Source organism: Tropicibacter alexandrii (assembly GCF_003667315.2).
Taxonomy (GTDB): domain Bacteria; phylum Pseudomonadota; class Alphaproteobacteria; order Rhodobacterales; family Rhodobacteraceae; genus Tropicibacter; species Tropicibacter alexandrii.
The window spans coordinates 197,491-212,591 of sequence record NZ_RCTZ02000003.1 but is presented as its reverse complement, the minus strand read 5'-3'; the positions used below and the strand labels follow the sequence as shown (position 1 = coordinate 212,591).

Annotated in this window: 14 protein-coding genes; 7 read left to right on the top strand and 7 right to left on the bottom strand. The window is 66.0% G+C overall.

What is annotated here, in order from left to right:
• Positions 1-20 precede the first annotated feature (20 nt).
• The 4 genes from D8Z78_RS05440 (at position 21) to D8Z78_RS05425 (ending at position 4,798) form a co-directional block, all read left to right on the top strand.
• On the top strand, positions 21-704 hold the full coding sequence (locus D8Z78_RS05440) for a type 1 glutamine amidotransferase (RefSeq protein ID WP_121631738.1): 684 nt from the start codon (positions 21-23) through the stop codon (positions 702-704).
• Positions 701-2,062, top strand: a complete 1,362-nt coding sequence (locus D8Z78_RS05435; RefSeq protein WP_121631737.1) for a glutamine synthetase family protein — start codon at positions 701-703, stop codon at positions 2,060-2,062. The genes D8Z78_RS05440 and D8Z78_RS05435 overlap by 4 nt, the downstream gene beginning before the upstream one ends.
• A 125-nt stretch (positions 2,063-2,187) precedes the next feature.
• Positions 2,188-3,489 (top strand): NAD(P)/FAD-dependent oxidoreductase, encoded by a 1,302-nt coding sequence (locus tag D8Z78_RS05430; protein WP_121631736.1) that lies wholly within the window; start codon positions 2,188-2,190, stop codon positions 3,487-3,489.
• Between the two features lie 103 nt (positions 3,490-3,592).
• A complete protein-coding gene (locus D8Z78_RS05425) occupies positions 3,593-4,798 on the top strand; it encodes a DegT/DnrJ/EryC1/StrS family aminotransferase (protein ID WP_121631735.1) in 1,206 nt (401 codons plus the stop codon).
• A 10-nt stretch (positions 4,799-4,808) separates the two neighbouring features.
• Here the strand turns inward: D8Z78_RS05425 and D8Z78_RS05420 are convergent, their stop codons facing one another.
• Together D8Z78_RS05420 and purD are read right to left on the bottom strand one after the other, a co-directional pair.
• Positions 4,809-5,384, bottom strand: a complete 576-nt coding sequence (locus D8Z78_RS05420) for a hypothetical protein (RefSeq protein ID WP_164932889.1) — start codon at positions 5,382-5,384, stop codon at positions 4,809-4,811.
• On the bottom strand, positions 5,359-6,621 hold the full coding sequence (purD, locus tag D8Z78_RS05415; protein ID WP_121631733.1) for a phosphoribosylamine--glycine ligase: 1,263 nt from the start codon (positions 6,619-6,621) through the stop codon (positions 5,359-5,361). The genes D8Z78_RS05420 and purD overlap by 26 nt, the downstream gene beginning before the upstream one ends.
• A gap of 145 nt (positions 6,622-6,766) precedes the next feature.
• Here purD and xseA point away from each other — a divergent pair, with 145 nt between their 5' ends.
• A complete protein-coding gene (gene xseA, locus D8Z78_RS05410; RefSeq protein WP_121633441.1) occupies positions 6,767-8,305 on the top strand; it encodes an exodeoxyribonuclease VII large subunit in 1,539 nt (512 codons plus the stop codon).
• 116 nt (positions 8,306-8,421) lie between these two features.
• Positions 8,422-8,976 carry a polyhydroxyalkanoate synthesis repressor PhaR gene (gene phaR / locus D8Z78_RS05405; protein ID WP_121633443.1) on the top strand — a complete coding sequence of 185 codons (555 nt, stop codon included), beginning with the start codon at positions 8,422-8,424 and terminating at the stop codon, positions 8,974-8,976.
• Between the two features lie 30 nt (positions 8,977-9,006).
• Here phaR and D8Z78_RS05400 read toward each other — a convergent pair whose 3' ends face one another.
• A complete protein-coding gene (locus D8Z78_RS05400; protein ID WP_121633446.1) occupies positions 9,007-9,564 on the bottom strand; it encodes a 5-formyltetrahydrofolate cyclo-ligase in 558 nt (185 codons plus the stop codon).
• Positions 9,564-10,943, bottom strand: a complete 1,380-nt coding sequence (mgtE, locus tag D8Z78_RS05395) for a magnesium transporter (RefSeq protein WP_240671997.1) — start codon at positions 10,941-10,943, stop codon at positions 9,564-9,566. Before mgtE ends, D8Z78_RS05400 begins: the two co-directional genes overlap by 1 nt.
• 139 nt (positions 10,944-11,082) lie before the next feature.
• Here mgtE and guaD point away from each other — a divergent pair, with 139 nt between their 5' ends.
• Entirely contained in the window at positions 11,083-12,390 is a 1,308-nt protein-coding gene (gene guaD, locus D8Z78_RS05390; RefSeq protein WP_121633449.1) for a guanine deaminase, read from the top strand.
• 26 nt (positions 12,391-12,416) lie between these two features.
• Here guaD and D8Z78_RS05385 read toward each other — a convergent pair whose 3' ends face one another.
• The 3 genes from D8Z78_RS05385 to hisN all read right to left on the bottom strand — a co-directional run bounded on the left by D8Z78_RS05385 (position 12,417) and on the right by hisN (position 15,075).
• Complete coding sequence (locus tag D8Z78_RS05385; protein WP_240671996.1) at positions 12,417-12,836, bottom strand: CAP domain-containing protein; 420 nt, start codon at positions 12,834-12,836, stop codon at positions 12,417-12,419.
• 10 nt (positions 12,837-12,846) lie between these two features.
• A complete protein-coding gene (locus D8Z78_RS05380; protein ID WP_121633451.1) occupies positions 12,847-14,187 on the bottom strand; it encodes an 8-oxoguanine deaminase in 1,341 nt (446 codons plus the stop codon).
• 81 nt (positions 14,188-14,268) lie between these two features.
• Complete coding sequence (hisN, locus tag D8Z78_RS05375) at positions 14,269-15,075, bottom strand: histidinol-phosphatase (RefSeq protein WP_121633453.1); 807 nt, start codon at positions 15,073-15,075, stop codon at positions 14,269-14,271.
• Positions 15,076-15,101: the final 26 nt, after the last annotated feature.

The following is a 15,101-nucleotide window of genomic DNA, read 5'->3' as shown; positions in this document are numbered from 1 at the left end:
CAGAAGACAACAGGTGAACGATGAAAATCGGCATATTGCAGACCGGCAAGGTCCCCGATGAACTCCGGGACGAAACCGGCGAATACCCCGTCATGTTCGAAAGCCTTCTGGCCCGACAGGGGTTTGACTTTCAGACATGGGCGGTGGTCGACGGCGCGTTTCCCGACGCCCCTAGGGACGCGGATGGCTGGCTGATCACCGGCTCGCGCCACGGTGTCTACGAGGATCACCCGTGGCTGCCCCCGCTGGAGGCGTTCATTCGCGACATCATCGCGGCGGATGTGCCTCTGGTCGGCGTTTGCTTTGGCCATCAGGTGATCGCGCAGGCGCTGGGTGGCCATGTGGAAAAGTTCAAGGGCGGCTGGTCGATCGGTCCGCAGGTCTATGACTTTCCCGACGGGCAGAAGACGATTCAGGCTTGGCATCAGGATCAGGTCATCACCCCGCCCGAGGGGGCGCAGACCGTGGCGCGCAACGATTTCTGCGCCCATGCGGCGTTGCTCTATCCGGGCAAGGCCTATACCGTGCAGCCGCATCCCGAATTCGACGACGTCTTTCCTGCCGGGCTGATCGCGACGCGCGGGCGCGGCGTGGTGCCCGATGCACAGCTGGAGGCGGCGCAGGCGCGGCTGGGCACGCCGCTGGACCGGAACGATATCGCGCAGCAGATCGGCCTGTTTTTCAGGGAAAGGAAGATTTCATGACCAGCGAGTGGACCGACAGCATCCCCGAGGCCGCGCGGGAGTACCTTGCGGAACGGCGGCTGGATGAAGTCGAATGCATCATTTCGGACCTGCCCGGGATCGCGCGCGGCAAGGCGGTGCCCGCGACCAAGTTCGCGCGCCAGCCACATTTCCACCTGCCGGATTCGATCTTCTTCCAGACGATCACCGGCGATTGGTCCGATGCCAATGACGAGGACGGCTTTATCGAAAAGGACATGATCCTGAGACCGGACTATTCCACCGCGACCGCCGCCCCATGGACCGGGGACTGGACGTTGCAGGTGATCCACGATGCGTTCGACCGGCATGGTACGCCGGTCCCCTACAGCCCGCGCAATGTCTTGCAGCGCGTGGTGCAGTTGTATCGCGATCAGGGATGGGAGCCGGTCGTAGCCCCCGAGATGGAATTCTACTTGGTCGCGCGCAACATCGACCCGGCCAAGGAGATCGAGCCGATGATGGGCCGCTCTGGCCGCCCCGCCGCCGCGCGACAGGCTTACAGCATGACCGCCGTGGACGAATTCGGCCCGGTGATCGACGACATCTATGACTTCGCCGAGGCGCAAGGCTTTGAGATCGACGGCATCACGCAGGAAGGCGGTGCCGGTCAGTTGGAGATCAACCTGCGCCACGGCAACCCGGTGCGGCTGGCGGACGAGGTCTTTTATTTCAAACGGCTGATCCGCGAGGCGGCGCTGCGGCACAATTGCTTTGCCACCTTCATGGCGAAACCGATCGCGCAGGAGCCGGGCAGCGCAATGCATATCCACCACTCGATCCTCGACCGCGAGACCGGCAAGAACCTGTTCTCCGGGCCTCAGGGGGGCGAAACGGACGCGTTCTTTCAGTTCATCGGCGGATTGCAGACGCATCTGCCCTCGGCCATCGCGGTGCTTGCGCCTTATGTGAACAGCTACCGCCGCTACGTGCGCGACCATGCGGCGCCGATCAACCTCGAATGGGGGCGAGACAACCGCACGACCGGCATCCGCATTCCCCTGTCGGGACCCGAGGCGCGCCGGGTCGAGAACCGTCTGGCCGGGATGGATTGCAACCCGTATCTGGGGATCGCGGCCTCGCTGGCCTGCGGCTATCTTGGGCTGATGGAGGAACGCTGGCCGTCCAAGCAGTTCAAGGGCGATGCCTATGAAGGCGAAGGCGACATCCCCCGCACACTGGGCGAGGCGTTGGACATCTTCGACGAATCGGAGGCCCTGCACGGCGTGCTGGGACCGGATTTCGCCCGTGTCTACGGGATCGTGAAACGGGCCGAATACAACGAGTTCCTTCAGGTGATCTCGCCTTGGGAGCGGGAATTTCTGCTGCTGAACGTCTGAGGCGGTCGATCTGGCGGAGCGGCTGCGCCGCGCAGGTCGATCATGCGCTCGGGCCGCGCAGGCCTTGGGGGCTCTGCCCCCAAACCCCCGCGGTATTTTGGGCCAGAAGAAGCATGGGAGCGGATATGAATCTGCTGTTTTCCAACGATCGCACCGGGGCTTATCCCGACAGCTGGTATGCGGCCTCGACCGAGGCGCTGGCGCAGTTTCCCGCGATCGAGGGGGAGGTGCGCGCCGATGTCTGCGTGGTTGGGGGCGGCTATACCGGCCTGTCGGCGGCCTTGCATCTGGCCGAGGCCGGGCTGGATGTGGTGCTGCTGGAGGCGCATCGCGTGGGCTTTGGCGCGTCGGGGCGCAATGGCGGGCAGCTTGGATCGGGGCAGCGGCTTGACCAGATGAAGCTGGAAGGGTTGATCGGGCGGGATGATGCGCGCCGCATGTGGGATTTCGGCGAAGCGGCCAAGGCCTTGGTCCGCGATCTGGTTGCGCGTCACGGGATCGACTGTCACCTGCGGGACGGCGTGGCTTGGGCGGGGTCTTCGGACGGGTCGGTGAGGGACCTGCACGATTATGCCGAGCACATGTCGGCGCGCTATGGCTATGGGTTGGAGGTGTTGGGTCGCGAGGCGTTTCAGGCGCTGTGCCCCTCGCCCGGATTGGTCGGCGGCGTGCTGGACATGGGGGCGGCGCATCTGCATCCGCTGGCGCTGGCGCTGGGATTGGCGCGGGCGGCGGATGCGGCAGGGGCGCGGGTCTTTGAACGCAGCCTCGTGACACGGATCGAACACGGTACCAAGGTCCGTGTCGAGACGGCGCAGGGCGCCGTGATCGCCGATCACCTGATCCTCGGCTGCAACGGCTATCTTGGCGGGCTGGAACCGCGAGTCGCTACGCGCGTCATGCCGATCAACAACTTCGTCGTGGCCACAGAGCCGCTGGGCGCGCGCGCGCAGGAGGTCCTGACCCGCGATGTGGCCGTCTGCGACGACCGTTTCGTGGTCAATTACTGGAAGCTCAGCCATGACGGCCGCCTGCTGTTCGGCGGCGGTGAAAGCTATGGCTACCGCTTTCCGTCGGACATTCGCGCGACCGTGCGCAAGCCCTTGACGCAAGTCTATCCGCACCTGCGCGACGTGAAGCTGGACTATGCGTGGGGCGGCACGCTGGCGATCACCATGAAGCGCCTGCCGCATCTGGCCCGCCTTGCCCCGAACGTGCTGTCCGTCTCGGGCTATTCCGGGCACGGGGTCGGCAACGCGGTGCAGGCCGGGCAGTTGATGGCCCGCGCCGTGCAGGGTCAGGCCGAGGGGTTCGATGCCTTCGCCGCCCTGCCCGCGCCCGCCTTTCCCGGCGGCGCGCGGCTGCGCTCGCCCTTGTTGGTGCTGGCGATGAGCTGGTTCGCCCTGCGCGACAAGCTGGGGTTCTGAAGGCACACACGCCGATCGTGACGCGATGTCGCAAAAGTTTCGTTGGCCTGCACCTGCGGCCTGTTTTACATTTCTGAAAATCGAGATTTCAGGAATCGAAAACATGCTTCCGAATATGCACCATGCCGAGCCCATCCCCGAGGACGCCCGCGCCGAGATCGACCGGCTTTTGCAGACCGGCGACCTGTTCCGCTACACCGCGCCCGAGGATGCTCCGGTTGCCTTGCTGGAGGCCGAGTTCGCCGCAGAGATGGGCGTGAAATACGCGCTGGCCGTCAGCAGCTGTTCGGCGGCGCTGTTCCTGTCGCTCAAGGCGCTGGGGCTGCCGCGCGACGCGCGTGTGCTGATGCCGGGCTTTACCTTTGCCGCCGTGCCCTCTTCGGTCGTGCATGCGGACTGCATCCCCGTGCTGTGCGAGGTGGGCGAGAATTACCGCATCGATCTCAAGGACTTCGAGGCGCAGCTGGACGGCGTTCAGGCTGTGATCGTCAGCCATATGCGCGGGCACACATCCGACATGGACGCGATCATGGCGCTGTGCAACGCCCGCGACATCCCGGTGATCGAGGACGCGGCGCACAGCCTTGGCACCACATGGCACGGGCAAAAGATCGGCACGATCGGGCGCATCGGCTGTTTCAGCTTTCAAAGCTACAAGCTGCTGAACGCGGGCGAAGGCGGCATCCTGATCACCGACGATGCGGATGTGGTGGCGCGCGCGGTGATCCTGTCGGGCGCCTATGAGCACAATTGGCGCAAGCATCTGGCGCGCGGCGACAATTCCGCCGAATTGGAGCAGGCCTTTGCCCGCTGGCAGAACAAGCTGCCGCTGTATAACCTGCGCATGTCGAACCTGTCGGCGGCGGTGATCCGGCCTCAGATCGCTCAGATCGCGCGCCGGGTGCGCGATGGCCGTCGCAATCACGATCAGGTCGCGGCGTTGATCGAGCAGAGCCCGTGGATCTCGGTCCCCGCGAAACTGCCGCCCGAAGAGCGCGCGCCGGATTCGCTGCAATTCAATCTATGCGGGATGAGCGACGCAGATGTGCGCGCCTTTGCCGAGGCCGCCGAGGCGCGGGGCGTCAAGGTTCAGGTCTTTGGCCTGTCGACGGACAATGCGCGCGCCTTCTGGAACTGGCAATTCCTGCCCGAAAGCCGCGAGTTGCCGCGCACCCGTGCCATGCTGATGCGCGCCTGCGACACCCGCCTGCCCGCCCGCCTGACGGAAGCCGAGTGCGACGCTGTCGCCGCCGTCTTGATCGCGGCGGCCGAGGATGTGATGGGCGAAACCCGCGCATACGGCACGTGATCTGCGCGGTCTAAAGCGTTTTCGATGCAATCGGCAGTTGGCTGACGGGGATTGCCATCGACAGCCGTGGACGCGGGCGATAGCTGAGGATCAGCGTGACGCCGATGGCCGCAAGGATCAGCATGGGCGCGGCGACCAGCGCCATGCGGTCGCCGGTCAGGCCGATGACGCCCGCCCGCCAACCCAGCGCCACGGCCACGATCAGCGCGAACCAGCCCAGCAGATGCTTGGGCCAGTCGGGCAGCCGCCCCTGTTCCAGTTGGGCCGGAACACCGGACGGCAAAGCCGCGACGATCGCGCTCAGCAACCGCTCGAATGCCGGCTGCGGTTCACCTTGGGGACCGGCGCAGGTGACCTGCCACGTCCCGTCGGGATGGCTCAGGATCAGGTCGCGGTAGACGGTCCCGTCGGCGCGGCTGACCCGCAGCGTGACGTTCTGGACCGCGCCCAGATCGCAAGTCCCTTCGGGACCGGTCAGGATCGCGTTCCGCAGCACCCAACGTAGCGGCAGCGCGCCCGGACGCCGAGGAAACGCGGCCTCGATCACCTGCGCTCTGGCCTCAGAGCGCACGCCAGCCGATGTCACGGCGGCAGAAACCTTCGGGCCAATCGATGCCGTCGACCAGCGCATAGGCGCGATCGCGCGCTTCGGCCAGCGTTGCACCGCGTGCCGTGGCGTTCAGCACGCGGCCCCCGGTCGCGGTGATCTTGCCGTCCTTGGCCTTCGTCCCGGCATGGAAGGTCATGTGAAAGCTGTCCTCGGGCAGCTTGTCCAGACCCTTGATCTCGCTGCCCTTTTCATAGGAACCGGGATAGCCCTGCGCGGCCAGCACCACGGTCATGGCGTGATCGTCGGCCCATGTGACCCGCGCCTCGGTCAAGCGCCCCTCGGCGCAGGCCTGCATCAGGTCGAGCGCCTGCGCGCCAAGGCGCAGCATCAGCACTTGGCATTCGGGGTCGCCAAAGCGGACGTTGTATTCGACCAGCCGCGGCAAACCGTTCTCGATCATCAGACCGGCATAGAGCACGCCCTGATAGGGCATGCCGCGCCGGGCCATTTCCGCCATGGTGGGACGGATGATCTGGTCCATGGCGATCTGCGCGATCTCGTCGGTCAGGACAGGCGCGGGGGAATAAGCGCCCATGCCGCCGGTATTCGGGCCGGTATCGCCCTCGCCCACGCGTTTGTGGTCTTGAGCCGTGCCGATGGGCAGGCAGGTCTCGCCATCGACGAGGATGAAGAAGGACGCCTCTTCACCGGTCATGAATTCCTCGATCACCACCTCGGCCCCGGCTTGGCCGAAGGCCCCGCCGAACATGTCGTCAATCGCGGCGCAGGCCTGATCGACGGTCTCGGCGATGATCACGCCCTTGCCTGCGGCAAGACCATCGGCCTTGATCACGATCGGCGCGCCTTGGCCGCGGACATGCGCCTTGGCCGCGTCGGCATCGGTGAAATGACCATAGGCGGCGGTGGGCGCGTTGGCGGCGTCACAGATTTCCTTGGTGAAAGACTTCGACGCCTCAAGCCGCGCGGCGGCGGCAGACGGACCGAAGGTGGCAAAGCCCGCGTCGCGCAGCGTGTCGGCCACCCCGGCGGCCAGTGGCGCCTCGGGGCCGATGATGACCAGATCGATGCTGTTCTCGGCGCAGAATTCGGTGACGGCGGCGCCATCCTCGATGTTCAGGGTCGCGCACTCGGCGATCTGCGCGATCCCCGCATTGCCCGGCGCCACGATCAGCTTGTCGCATTTCGGGTTCTGCAGCGTCGCCCAGGCCAGCGCATGTTCGCGCCCGCCGCTGCCGAGGATGAGGATATTCATGGGTGCGCTCCTTGTGTTCGGTCGGACCGGGGGTCAACCCCCGGACCCCCGAGGTATTTTTGGACCAAAGAAGCCTTGGGGGTGGTTTTGCAGGATTTGCGCTTGCTTTAAGGTGATGCGGGCACAAGGGCAAGCGAGCGGTGACATGGATCTGATCGACGAAGGACCTGACGGCAATACGCCGGAATTTTCCGTTTCCGAACTGGCGGGCGCGGTGAAGCGCACCATCGAGGGGGAATTTTCCTACGTGCGGGTGCGCGGCGAGGTCGGGCGCGTGTCGCGTCCGCGGTCGGGGCATGTCTATCTGGACCTCAAGGACGACCGCGCGGTCATTTCCGCCGTGATGTGGAAAGGTGTTGCCGCGCGTCTCGACACCCCGCCCGAGGAGGGGATGGAGGTCATCGCCACCGGCAAGATGACCACCTTCCCCGGCCAGTCGAAATACCAGATCGTGCTGGATGACATCCGACCGGCGGGCATGGGCGCGCTGATGGCCATGCTGGAAAAGCGCAAGGCGGCGCTGCAGGCCGAGGGGTTGTTTGCGCCCGAGCGCAAGCAGCGCCTGCCCTATCTGCCGGAGATCATCGGGGTCGTGACCTCGCCCTCCGGCGCGGTGATCCGCGACATCCTGCATCGCCTGCGCGACCGCTTTCCGCGCAAGGTGCTGATCTGGCCGGTCGCCGTGCAGGGCCAAAGCTGCGCGCCCGAGGTGGCGCGCGCCATCGAAGGGTTCAACCGGATGACACCCGGCGGCGCCCTGCCCCGGCCCGACCTGCTGATCGTCGCACGCGGTGGCGGCTCGGTCGAGGACCTGTGGGGCTTCAACGAGGAAATCGTCGCGCGCGCGGCGGCGGCCTCGGAGATTCCGCTGATATCCGCCGTCGGGCATGAGACGGATACGACCCTGATCGACTATGTCAGCGACCGGCGCGCGCCCACGCCCACGGCAGCGGCGGAACTGGCGGTTCCAGTGCGGCTCGACCTGCTGGGATTCGTGGGCGACATGGGCGCGCGGATGACCCGCGCGATGGGTCAGCGGATCGAGGCCCGGGGCCAGCGCCTGCGCGACGTGGCGCGCGCCCTGCCCCGGGCCGAGGAATTGCTGACCGGGCCGAGACAGCGCCTCGACGTGACCGGGGATCGGCTGCCGCAGGGCTTGCGGCGGCTGGTGGATCGGCAGCGGTTGCGGCTGAGCGAGGGCGCGGGCAGCTTGCGGCCTTCGGTGCTGGTGCGTGCGGTCAACGTCGAACGTGGGCGGCTGACGGACCGCGCCGCGCGGCTTGCGCCCGCCCTTGACCGGCTGGCGGTGCAGAAACGCGACCGGCTGGGGGCCGTCGCGGCGCGGCTGAGCCCGCGTCCGATCCGGCGCGAGGTTGCGGCGGGACAAGAGCGGCTGGCGAACCTGTCGAAACGGCTGGACGCGGCGCAGACGCAGCGCGTGGGCGATCTGGCCAAGCGGCTCGATGCGCTGGGACGACTGGCCGAGACGCTGTCCTACAAGGCGACGCTGGACCGGGGCTATGCGGTGGTGCGGGGCGATGGCCACGTCGTCACGACGAAGGCCGGGGCAGAGGCGGCCTCGGGCCTTGAGATCGAGTTCAAGGACGGCACCCTGCGGCTGGGCGGCACCGCTCCGAAGAAGGCGACAAAGCCCAAACCGCCCGAACAGGGCAGTCTTTTCTGATTTCAACTCAAGACCTTAACCAGACGGTCGGACAAGGCCGGAACGGGCTTTCCTTTTGTGCTGCACTCGCATAGGCTTTTTTCTGCATTGCATCATTGCGAGGGGGAGGAGAGCCTGTGGCCACCAAGGACAAACCGCTGCTGATCAAGCGCTACGCGAGCAGGCGTCTCTATAACACGGAGACCTCTGACTACGTCACGCTTGAGGATATCGCGGGCTTCATCCGGGACGGGCGCGACGTGCAGATCGTCGACCTGAAATCCGGTGATGACCTGACCCGGCAATACCTGCTGCAGATCGTCGCCGAGAACGAAAGCAAGGGCCAAAGCGTCCTGCCGATCAACGTGCTGACCGATCTGGTACGCAGCTACACCACCACCGCCACCAGCGCCGTGCCGCAATTCCTTGCGGCCAGCTTCGAGATGTTCCGTGACAGCCAGTCCAAGTGGATGGAGAACATGGGCGGCAACCCGATGATGGCCAACAACCCGATGGCCAAGGGGTTCGAGGCGATGCAGGCGCAGCAAGAGGCGTTTCTGAAGGCGATGACCGGCGGCATGGCCGGATCGACCGGGCCGTCGCGCGACGAACCGCAAGAGGGCGAGGACCTCGACGCGATCAAGAAACAGCTGGCCGAACTGCAATCCAAGCTGAACAAGCTCGACAAGTGAGCGCCGCCCCTGTCCGTCAGGCCCCGCCCGTCAGGTGCCGGGGCTGATGACAGCGGTTTCCGTCACGATCATGTCCAGCGGCTGGTCCGTGGGTTCCAACGGCAGATCGTCCATTTCCTGAGCAGCAAAGGCAAAGCCGATGGCCAGCGTGGGACGCTTTGCCCGCAGCATTTCCAGCGTGCGGTCGTAGAACCCCCCGCCATAGCCCAGCCGCCCGCCGCCCCGGGAAAACGCCACCAGCGGCACGATCAGCAATTCCGGCTCGAAAAACTCCGGCTCCGCCGGGATCATCGCACCGAAAACGCCCGGCACCAGCTCCATTCCCGGCTCCCACCGGGCAAAGCGCAGCGGTTGCCCCGCCGCCTCGATCACCGGGATGCCCACGGGTCCGTGGGCGGCGGCCTCTTCCATCGCGGGCAACGGGTCGATCTCTGTGCGGATCGCCATGTAGCCCGACAGCGGCACGCCGCGATGACCCGCCAGAACCTCGCTCAGCTTGCCCGCCTCGCCGGGGGCGCGTGTCTCGCAGGCCTGCTTGCGCGCGGCAAATGCCCGCTTGCGCGCCTGCGCCTTTTTCTCTTCCAGCATCACAGCAGCACCACTACGGCAAGACCGAGGAAGGCGAAAAAGCCCACCACGTCGGTCACGGTTGTCACGAAGGCCCCCGAGGCCAGCGCCGGGTCGACCCCGGCCTTTTCAAGCAACACCGGAATCACGATCCCCGCCAGCCCGGCCACGACCAGATTGATGACCATTGCGGCAGCGATCACGCCCCCCAGCGCCGGGGAGCCGAACCAGACCAGCCCGACGATGGCCATGATAATGGCAAAGGCCAGCCCGTTGATCAGGCCCACCATCGCTTCGCGTCGGATCACGCGCCAGATATTGGCGCCGGTGAGGTCTTTCGTCGCCAAGGCGCGCACCGCCACGGTCAGCGCCTGCGTGCCCGCATTGCCGCCCATCGAGGCCACGATCGGCATGAGCACCGCCAGTGCCACGACGGTCGCGATCGCCTCTTCGAACTGGGCGATGACCAGCGAGGCCAGAACGGCGGTGACAAGGTTCACCGCCAGCCACGGGAAACGGCGTTTGGTCGTCTCGTAGACCCGGTCGGACAGCGAGGATTCCTCGTTCACACCGGCGAGGCGCAGGATGTCCTCCTCGTTTTCCTCGTCCAGCACGGCCATCGCGTCGTCGATGGTGATCACGCCGACCAGCCGGTCGTTTTCATCGACCACCGGCGCCGAAATCAGGTGGTACTGGTTGAAGGCATAGGCCACGTCGCCCTCGTCCTGCGTCACGCCAAAGGTGTGGAACGTCTCGGAGGTGATGGATTTCAGCAGCACCTCGCGCCGCGACGACATCAGAGCGCCCAGCGTCACATTGGCCACCGGGCGCAGTTTCGGATCAACCAGTACGATGTGATAGAACTGGTCTGGCAGGTTGTCGGAATTGCGCAGGTAATCAATCGCTTCGCCGACATTCCAGTATTCCGGCGCCATCACCACCTCGCGCTGCATCAAGCGCCCGGCAGAGAATTCCGGGTAGGTCAGCGATTGCTGGACGGCGGCGCGGTCACTGTCTTCGAGCGCGCCAAGGATGGCCTCTTTCTGCGGGTCGTCGAGATCTTCGAGCAGGTCGACCACGTCATCGGAATCAAGCTCGCGCACCGCATCGGCCAGAACCTGCGGATGGAGGATGTTGATGACCTCCTCGCGGATCGTCTCGTCGAGTTCGGACAGGATCTCGCCGTCGAATTCCTTGCCATAGAGGCGGATCAGCCGCATCCGGTCAAAGGCGTTGATCTGCTCCAGAAGGTCGGCGATGTCGGCCTGATGGAGCGGCTCCATCAAGTCGACAAGCGTGTCGCGGTCTTCGGTATCGACCGCGTACATGACCTGCGCCAGCAGCTTGCGATCCAGCACGTAGGTGTCTTCGCGCTCGGCGTCCGCTGCGAGCTGTTCCATTTCTTCCGCCATGCGCTGCCCCCGCTTGTTGTGGTCCTGAATTTAGGGGAAGTGCTTCAGAAGCAACAGGGGTATCGGCGATTTACCTTTGGCTTTTCCCCGCCTACAGTCGGGGAAATTTGACCATCCGGACAATCGCATGACCGACACGCTGCATCTGGGGCAGACCCTAAGTTTTTCCGGCAATCCCTTCGATGACGGGCCGGATGCCGCACATCATGAACGCCGGGGCGGCGTATTGGTTCACGACGGACGGATTTCTGACACCGGGTCTGCGGATCACCTGCGGCGCACGCATCCCAAGGCCACGGTGGTCGATCACGGCGATGGGCTGATCCTGCCCGGCTTTGTCGATGCCCACGCCCATTACCCCCAAACCGGCATCATCGCCAGCTGGGGCAAGCGGCTGATCGATTGGCTGAACAGCTATACCTTCCCCGAGGAAATGCGCTTTGGCGATCCGGATTACGCCGCCGAGGTGGCCGGGCGCTACCTTGATCTTCTGCTTGAGCATGGCACGACAAGTGTCTGTTCCTACTGCACGATCCACCCGGAATCGGTCGATGCGCTGTTCACCGCCGCCGCGGCCCGTGGGATGCGGGTTTTCGCGGGCAAGACCTGCATGGACCGCGACACCGCCCCCGAGGGCCTGCGCGACACGGCGCAAAGCGCCTATGATGACAGCAAGGCCCTGCTGACCCGCTGGCACGGTCAGGGGCGCGCCGAATACGTGATCACCCCGCGCTTTTCGCCCACCTCGACGCCCGAGCAATTGCGCGCCCTCGGCGCGCTTTGGGCCGAACATCCCGACTGCCTGATGCAAACCCACCTGTCCGAACAGACGGACGAAATCGCCTGGGTGAAGTCCCTCTATCCGCAGGCGCGCGACTATCTCGACACGTATGAGGCCCACGGGCTGCTGGGCGGGCGCGGCCTCTATGGCCACGCCATCCATCTCGAACCGCGCGAGCGTGACCGCCTGCGCGAGGTCGATGCGGCGCTGATCCATTGCCCGACCTCGAACACCTTCATCGGCTCGGGCCTGTTCGATATGGACGGGCTGATGAAGGACGGGCACCGTGTCGGGCTGGCGACGGATACCGGGGGCGGCTCGTCCTTTTCGATGCTGCGCAGCATGGCCGCCGCCTACGAGATCGGCCAGCTGCGCGGTCGCGCCCTGCACCCGTCCGAACTGCTTTGGCTGGCCACCACAGGCGCGGCCCGCGCCCTGCGCGCCGAGGACCGGATCGGCAATCTTGCCGCCGGGCTGGAGGCCGACTTCACCGTTCTGAACCTCGCGTCGACCAAGGGCATCGCGCAACGCAGCGCCCGCGCCGACGACATATGGGAAGCCCTGTTCCCGACGATCATGATGGGCGATGACCGCGCCATCACGACGACGGTGGTCGCCGGGCACACCGTTCACAAGCGCGCCGATGCGAATTAGGCCGGGGCTATCCCCGGCCGCCCGGTTCAACAGCCGCCGCGGCCCAGAACCAGCACCCAGATTTCGCCCGGAGCTTTGACCAGCCCGTACTCCGTCACCTCCGGCAGCAGGATATTCGCCCGGTGCGACGGCGAGGCGACCCAGTCGCCCAGCACCTCCACCAGATCGGCCTGCCCCTGTGCGATGTTCTCGGCCACGATGCAGGGCCGGTAGCCCGTCTCGCGCACCCGTGCGCCGACATCCGACCCGTCCGATCCCTCATGCCCGAAAAAGCCGTTCTGCGCCATGTCGACCGCATGCGCCATCGCCGCCGATTCCAGCCGTGGCGACGCCTCGACCGGGCCAAGCCCCTGCTCGGCGCGCGCCCCGTTCAGCATTTGCCGCACCTGCTGCGCCTGCGCCGCCCCGCACGTCAACAGGACACAAATTACCAAAGCCAAGCGCATCGGCGCCTCCTCAGACCTGTTCCGCGAGCCTTCTGGCTAGCCGGTTCTGGTTAACAACTGCTTTCTCTAGGTCAAAGCTGACCACTCGCCCGTTGCGCACGATCTGCCGACCCTCGACCAACAGATGCCGCACCCGCGCCGGCCCTGCAAGGGCCAGCGCCGCGACATCCCAACTGCCCGCGCTGTCGATGCCGGAAATGTCCCACAGCGCCAGATCGGCGCGCTTGCCCACGCTGACCTGCCCGCAATCGTGCCGCCCCAGCACCGCGGCCCCGCCGCGGGTGGCGATCCGCAGCGCCTCGCGCGCGCCCATCGCATCGGCACCCAACGCAACGCGCTGCAACAGCATCGCTTGCCGCGCCTCGCCAATCAGGCTGCCCGCATCGTTGGAGGCCGAGCCATCGACGCCCAGCCCCACCTTGACCCCCGCATCCTGCATCGCCCGCACAGGCGCTATGCCCGAGCCAAGACGGCAATTCGAACACGGGCAATGCGCCACACCAGTCCCGCTGCGCGCGAACAGGTCGATCTCTTGCCCGTCCAGCTTGACGCAATGCGCGTGCCAGACATCGCACCCGGTCCAGCCCAGTTCCTCGGCATATTGGCCGGGGCGACAGCCGAATTGCGCCTCGCTATAGGCGATATCCTCATCATTCTCGGCCAGATGTGTGTGCAACATCACGCCCTTGTCCCGCGCCAGAAGCGCCGCATCGCGCATCAACTCGCGACTGACCGAGAACGGCGAACAGGGCGCGATGCCGACCCGAACCATCGCCCCCTCGCGCGGATCGTGAAAGGCATCGACCACGCGGATGCAATCGTCGAGGATCGCGGCCTCCTGTTCGACAAGACTGTCCGGCGGCAGGCCACCCGCACTTTCGCCGATGCTCATCGCGCCGCGTGTCGGGTGAAAGCGCAGACCGACCTCCTGCGCGGCAAAGATCGTATCGTCGAGCCGGGCACCGTTCGGGTACAGGTAGAGGTGGTCCGAGGACATGGTGCATCCCGACAAGGCCAGCTCTGCCAGCCCGATCTGCGCCGAGGTGAACATTTCCTCGGGGCCAAAGCGCGCCCAGATCGGGTACAGCGTCTTGAGCCAGCCGAACAGCAGCGCGTCCTGCCCGCCCGGCACCGCGCGGGTCAGGGTCTGGTACAGGTGGTGATGGGTGTTCACCAGACCGGGCGTGACAACGCATGTCCCCGCCTCGATCACCTCGCCCGGGCTGGTCAGGCCAGTGCCGATCTCGGCGATGACGCCGTCGGTGATGCGGATGTCACAGGCGCTCAGCTCGGTGCCGGCATCATCCATCGTCAGAATGGTATGCGCGTTGCGGATCAGGGTCTCGGACATGTCGGCTCCTCTCATGTCGACCCTTTTCGGTGAGAGGAGCACAGCGCCAGAAAAGGGCGAAGGACGCGCTGCGCGACCGTTTTAGCCGGTCGCGTTCAGCAGTTCCAGCGCCGCGGCATGGATTGCGGGATTGGCCGCCGCGATGACGCGGCCGCCCTGATGCGCCGCCCCGCCCTGCCAATCGGTGACAAGGCCACCCGCCGCCTGCACAACGGCCATCGGCCCTTGGATGTCATAAGCCTGCAAGCCGGCCTCGATCACGAGGTCGATCTGCCCCATCGCCAGCAAGGCATAGGCGTAGCAATCGGTGCCGTAGCGGGTCAGTTTCGCCTGCGCGGCCACGCGTTGGAAGGCCATGCGCTCTTCGGTGGTGCCGACCTCGGGAAATGTTGTGAACAGGATCGCGTCAGACAAGGCCGTCGTATCGCGCACCCGCAGCGCGCCGCCGCCATGCGGGCCGGTCCAGTCGGCACGGCCCAGCCCGCCGACGAAGCGTTCGCGCGTATAGGGTTGATCGACGATGCCAAGCGCCGGGCCATCCGGCCCGCCCACGGCGATCAGCACGCCCCATGTCGGCGTGCCCGACAGGAAGCCGCGCGTGCCGTCGATCGGGTCCAGCACCCATGTCAGCCCGGATGTGCCGTCCGACCGGCCAAATTCCTCGCCCAGGATTGCATCCTGCGGACGGCGTTCGGCGAGAACGGCGCGCATCGCCTCTTCGGCGGCGCGGTCGGCGATGGTGACAGGGTCAAAGCCCCCTGCCTGCTTGTTGTCGGCAGACAGGCCGCGCGACCTGAAATGCGGCAGGATCGCCGCGCCAGCAGCATCGGCCAAGGCCTCTGCGGTCGCAATCAGGTCATCTGCGAGTTCTGAAGAAATTCTTTCCATCTGCCCCTCCGCGTTCTGGCGGAAGG

What these genes read in the sequence shown, in the direction of transcription:
- D8Z78_RS05435 (WP_121631737.1), top strand. Translation starts at nt 701, where the DNA reads ATGACCAGCGAGTGGACCGACAGCATCCCCGAGGCCGCGCGGGAGTAC.
- D8Z78_RS05425 (WP_121631735.1), top strand. Translation starts at nt 3,593, where the DNA reads ATGCTTCCGAATATGCACCATGCCGAGCCCATCCCCGAGGACGCCCGC.
- D8Z78_RS05440 (WP_121631738.1), top strand. Translation starts at nt 21, where the DNA reads ATGAAAATCGGCATATTGCAGACCGGCAAGGTCCCCGATGAACTCCGG.
- mgtE (WP_240671997.1), bottom strand. Translation starts at nt 10,943, where the DNA reads ATGGAACAGCTCGCAGCGGACGCCGAGCGCGAAGACACCTACGTGCTG.
- D8Z78_RS05400 (WP_121633446.1), bottom strand. Translation starts at nt 9,564, where the DNA reads ATGCTGGAAGAGAAAAAGGCGCAGGCGCGCAAGCGGGCATTTGCCGCG.
- purD (WP_121631733.1), bottom strand. Translation starts at nt 6,621, where the DNA reads ATGAATATCCTCATCCTCGGCAGCGGCGGGCGCGAACATGCGCTGGCC.
- guaD (WP_121633449.1), top strand. Translation starts at nt 11,083, where the DNA reads ATGACCGACACGCTGCATCTGGGGCAGACCCTAAGTTTTTCCGGCAAT.
- D8Z78_RS05385 (WP_240671996.1), bottom strand. Translation starts at nt 12,836, where the DNA reads ATGCGCTTGGCTTTGGTAATTTGTGTCCTGTTGACGTGCGGGGCGGCG.
- hisN (WP_121633453.1), bottom strand. Translation starts at nt 15,075, where the DNA reads ATGGAAAGAATTTCTTCAGAACTCGCAGATGACCTGATTGCGACCGCA.
- xseA (WP_121633441.1), top strand. Translation starts at nt 6,767, where the DNA reads ATGGATCTGATCGACGAAGGACCTGACGGCAATACGCCGGAATTTTCC.
- D8Z78_RS05380 (WP_121633451.1), bottom strand. Translation starts at nt 14,187, where the DNA reads ATGTCCGAGACCCTGATCCGCAACGCGCATACCATTCTGACGATGGAT.
- D8Z78_RS05430 (WP_121631736.1), top strand. Translation starts at nt 2,188, where the DNA reads ATGAATCTGCTGTTTTCCAACGATCGCACCGGGGCTTATCCCGACAGC.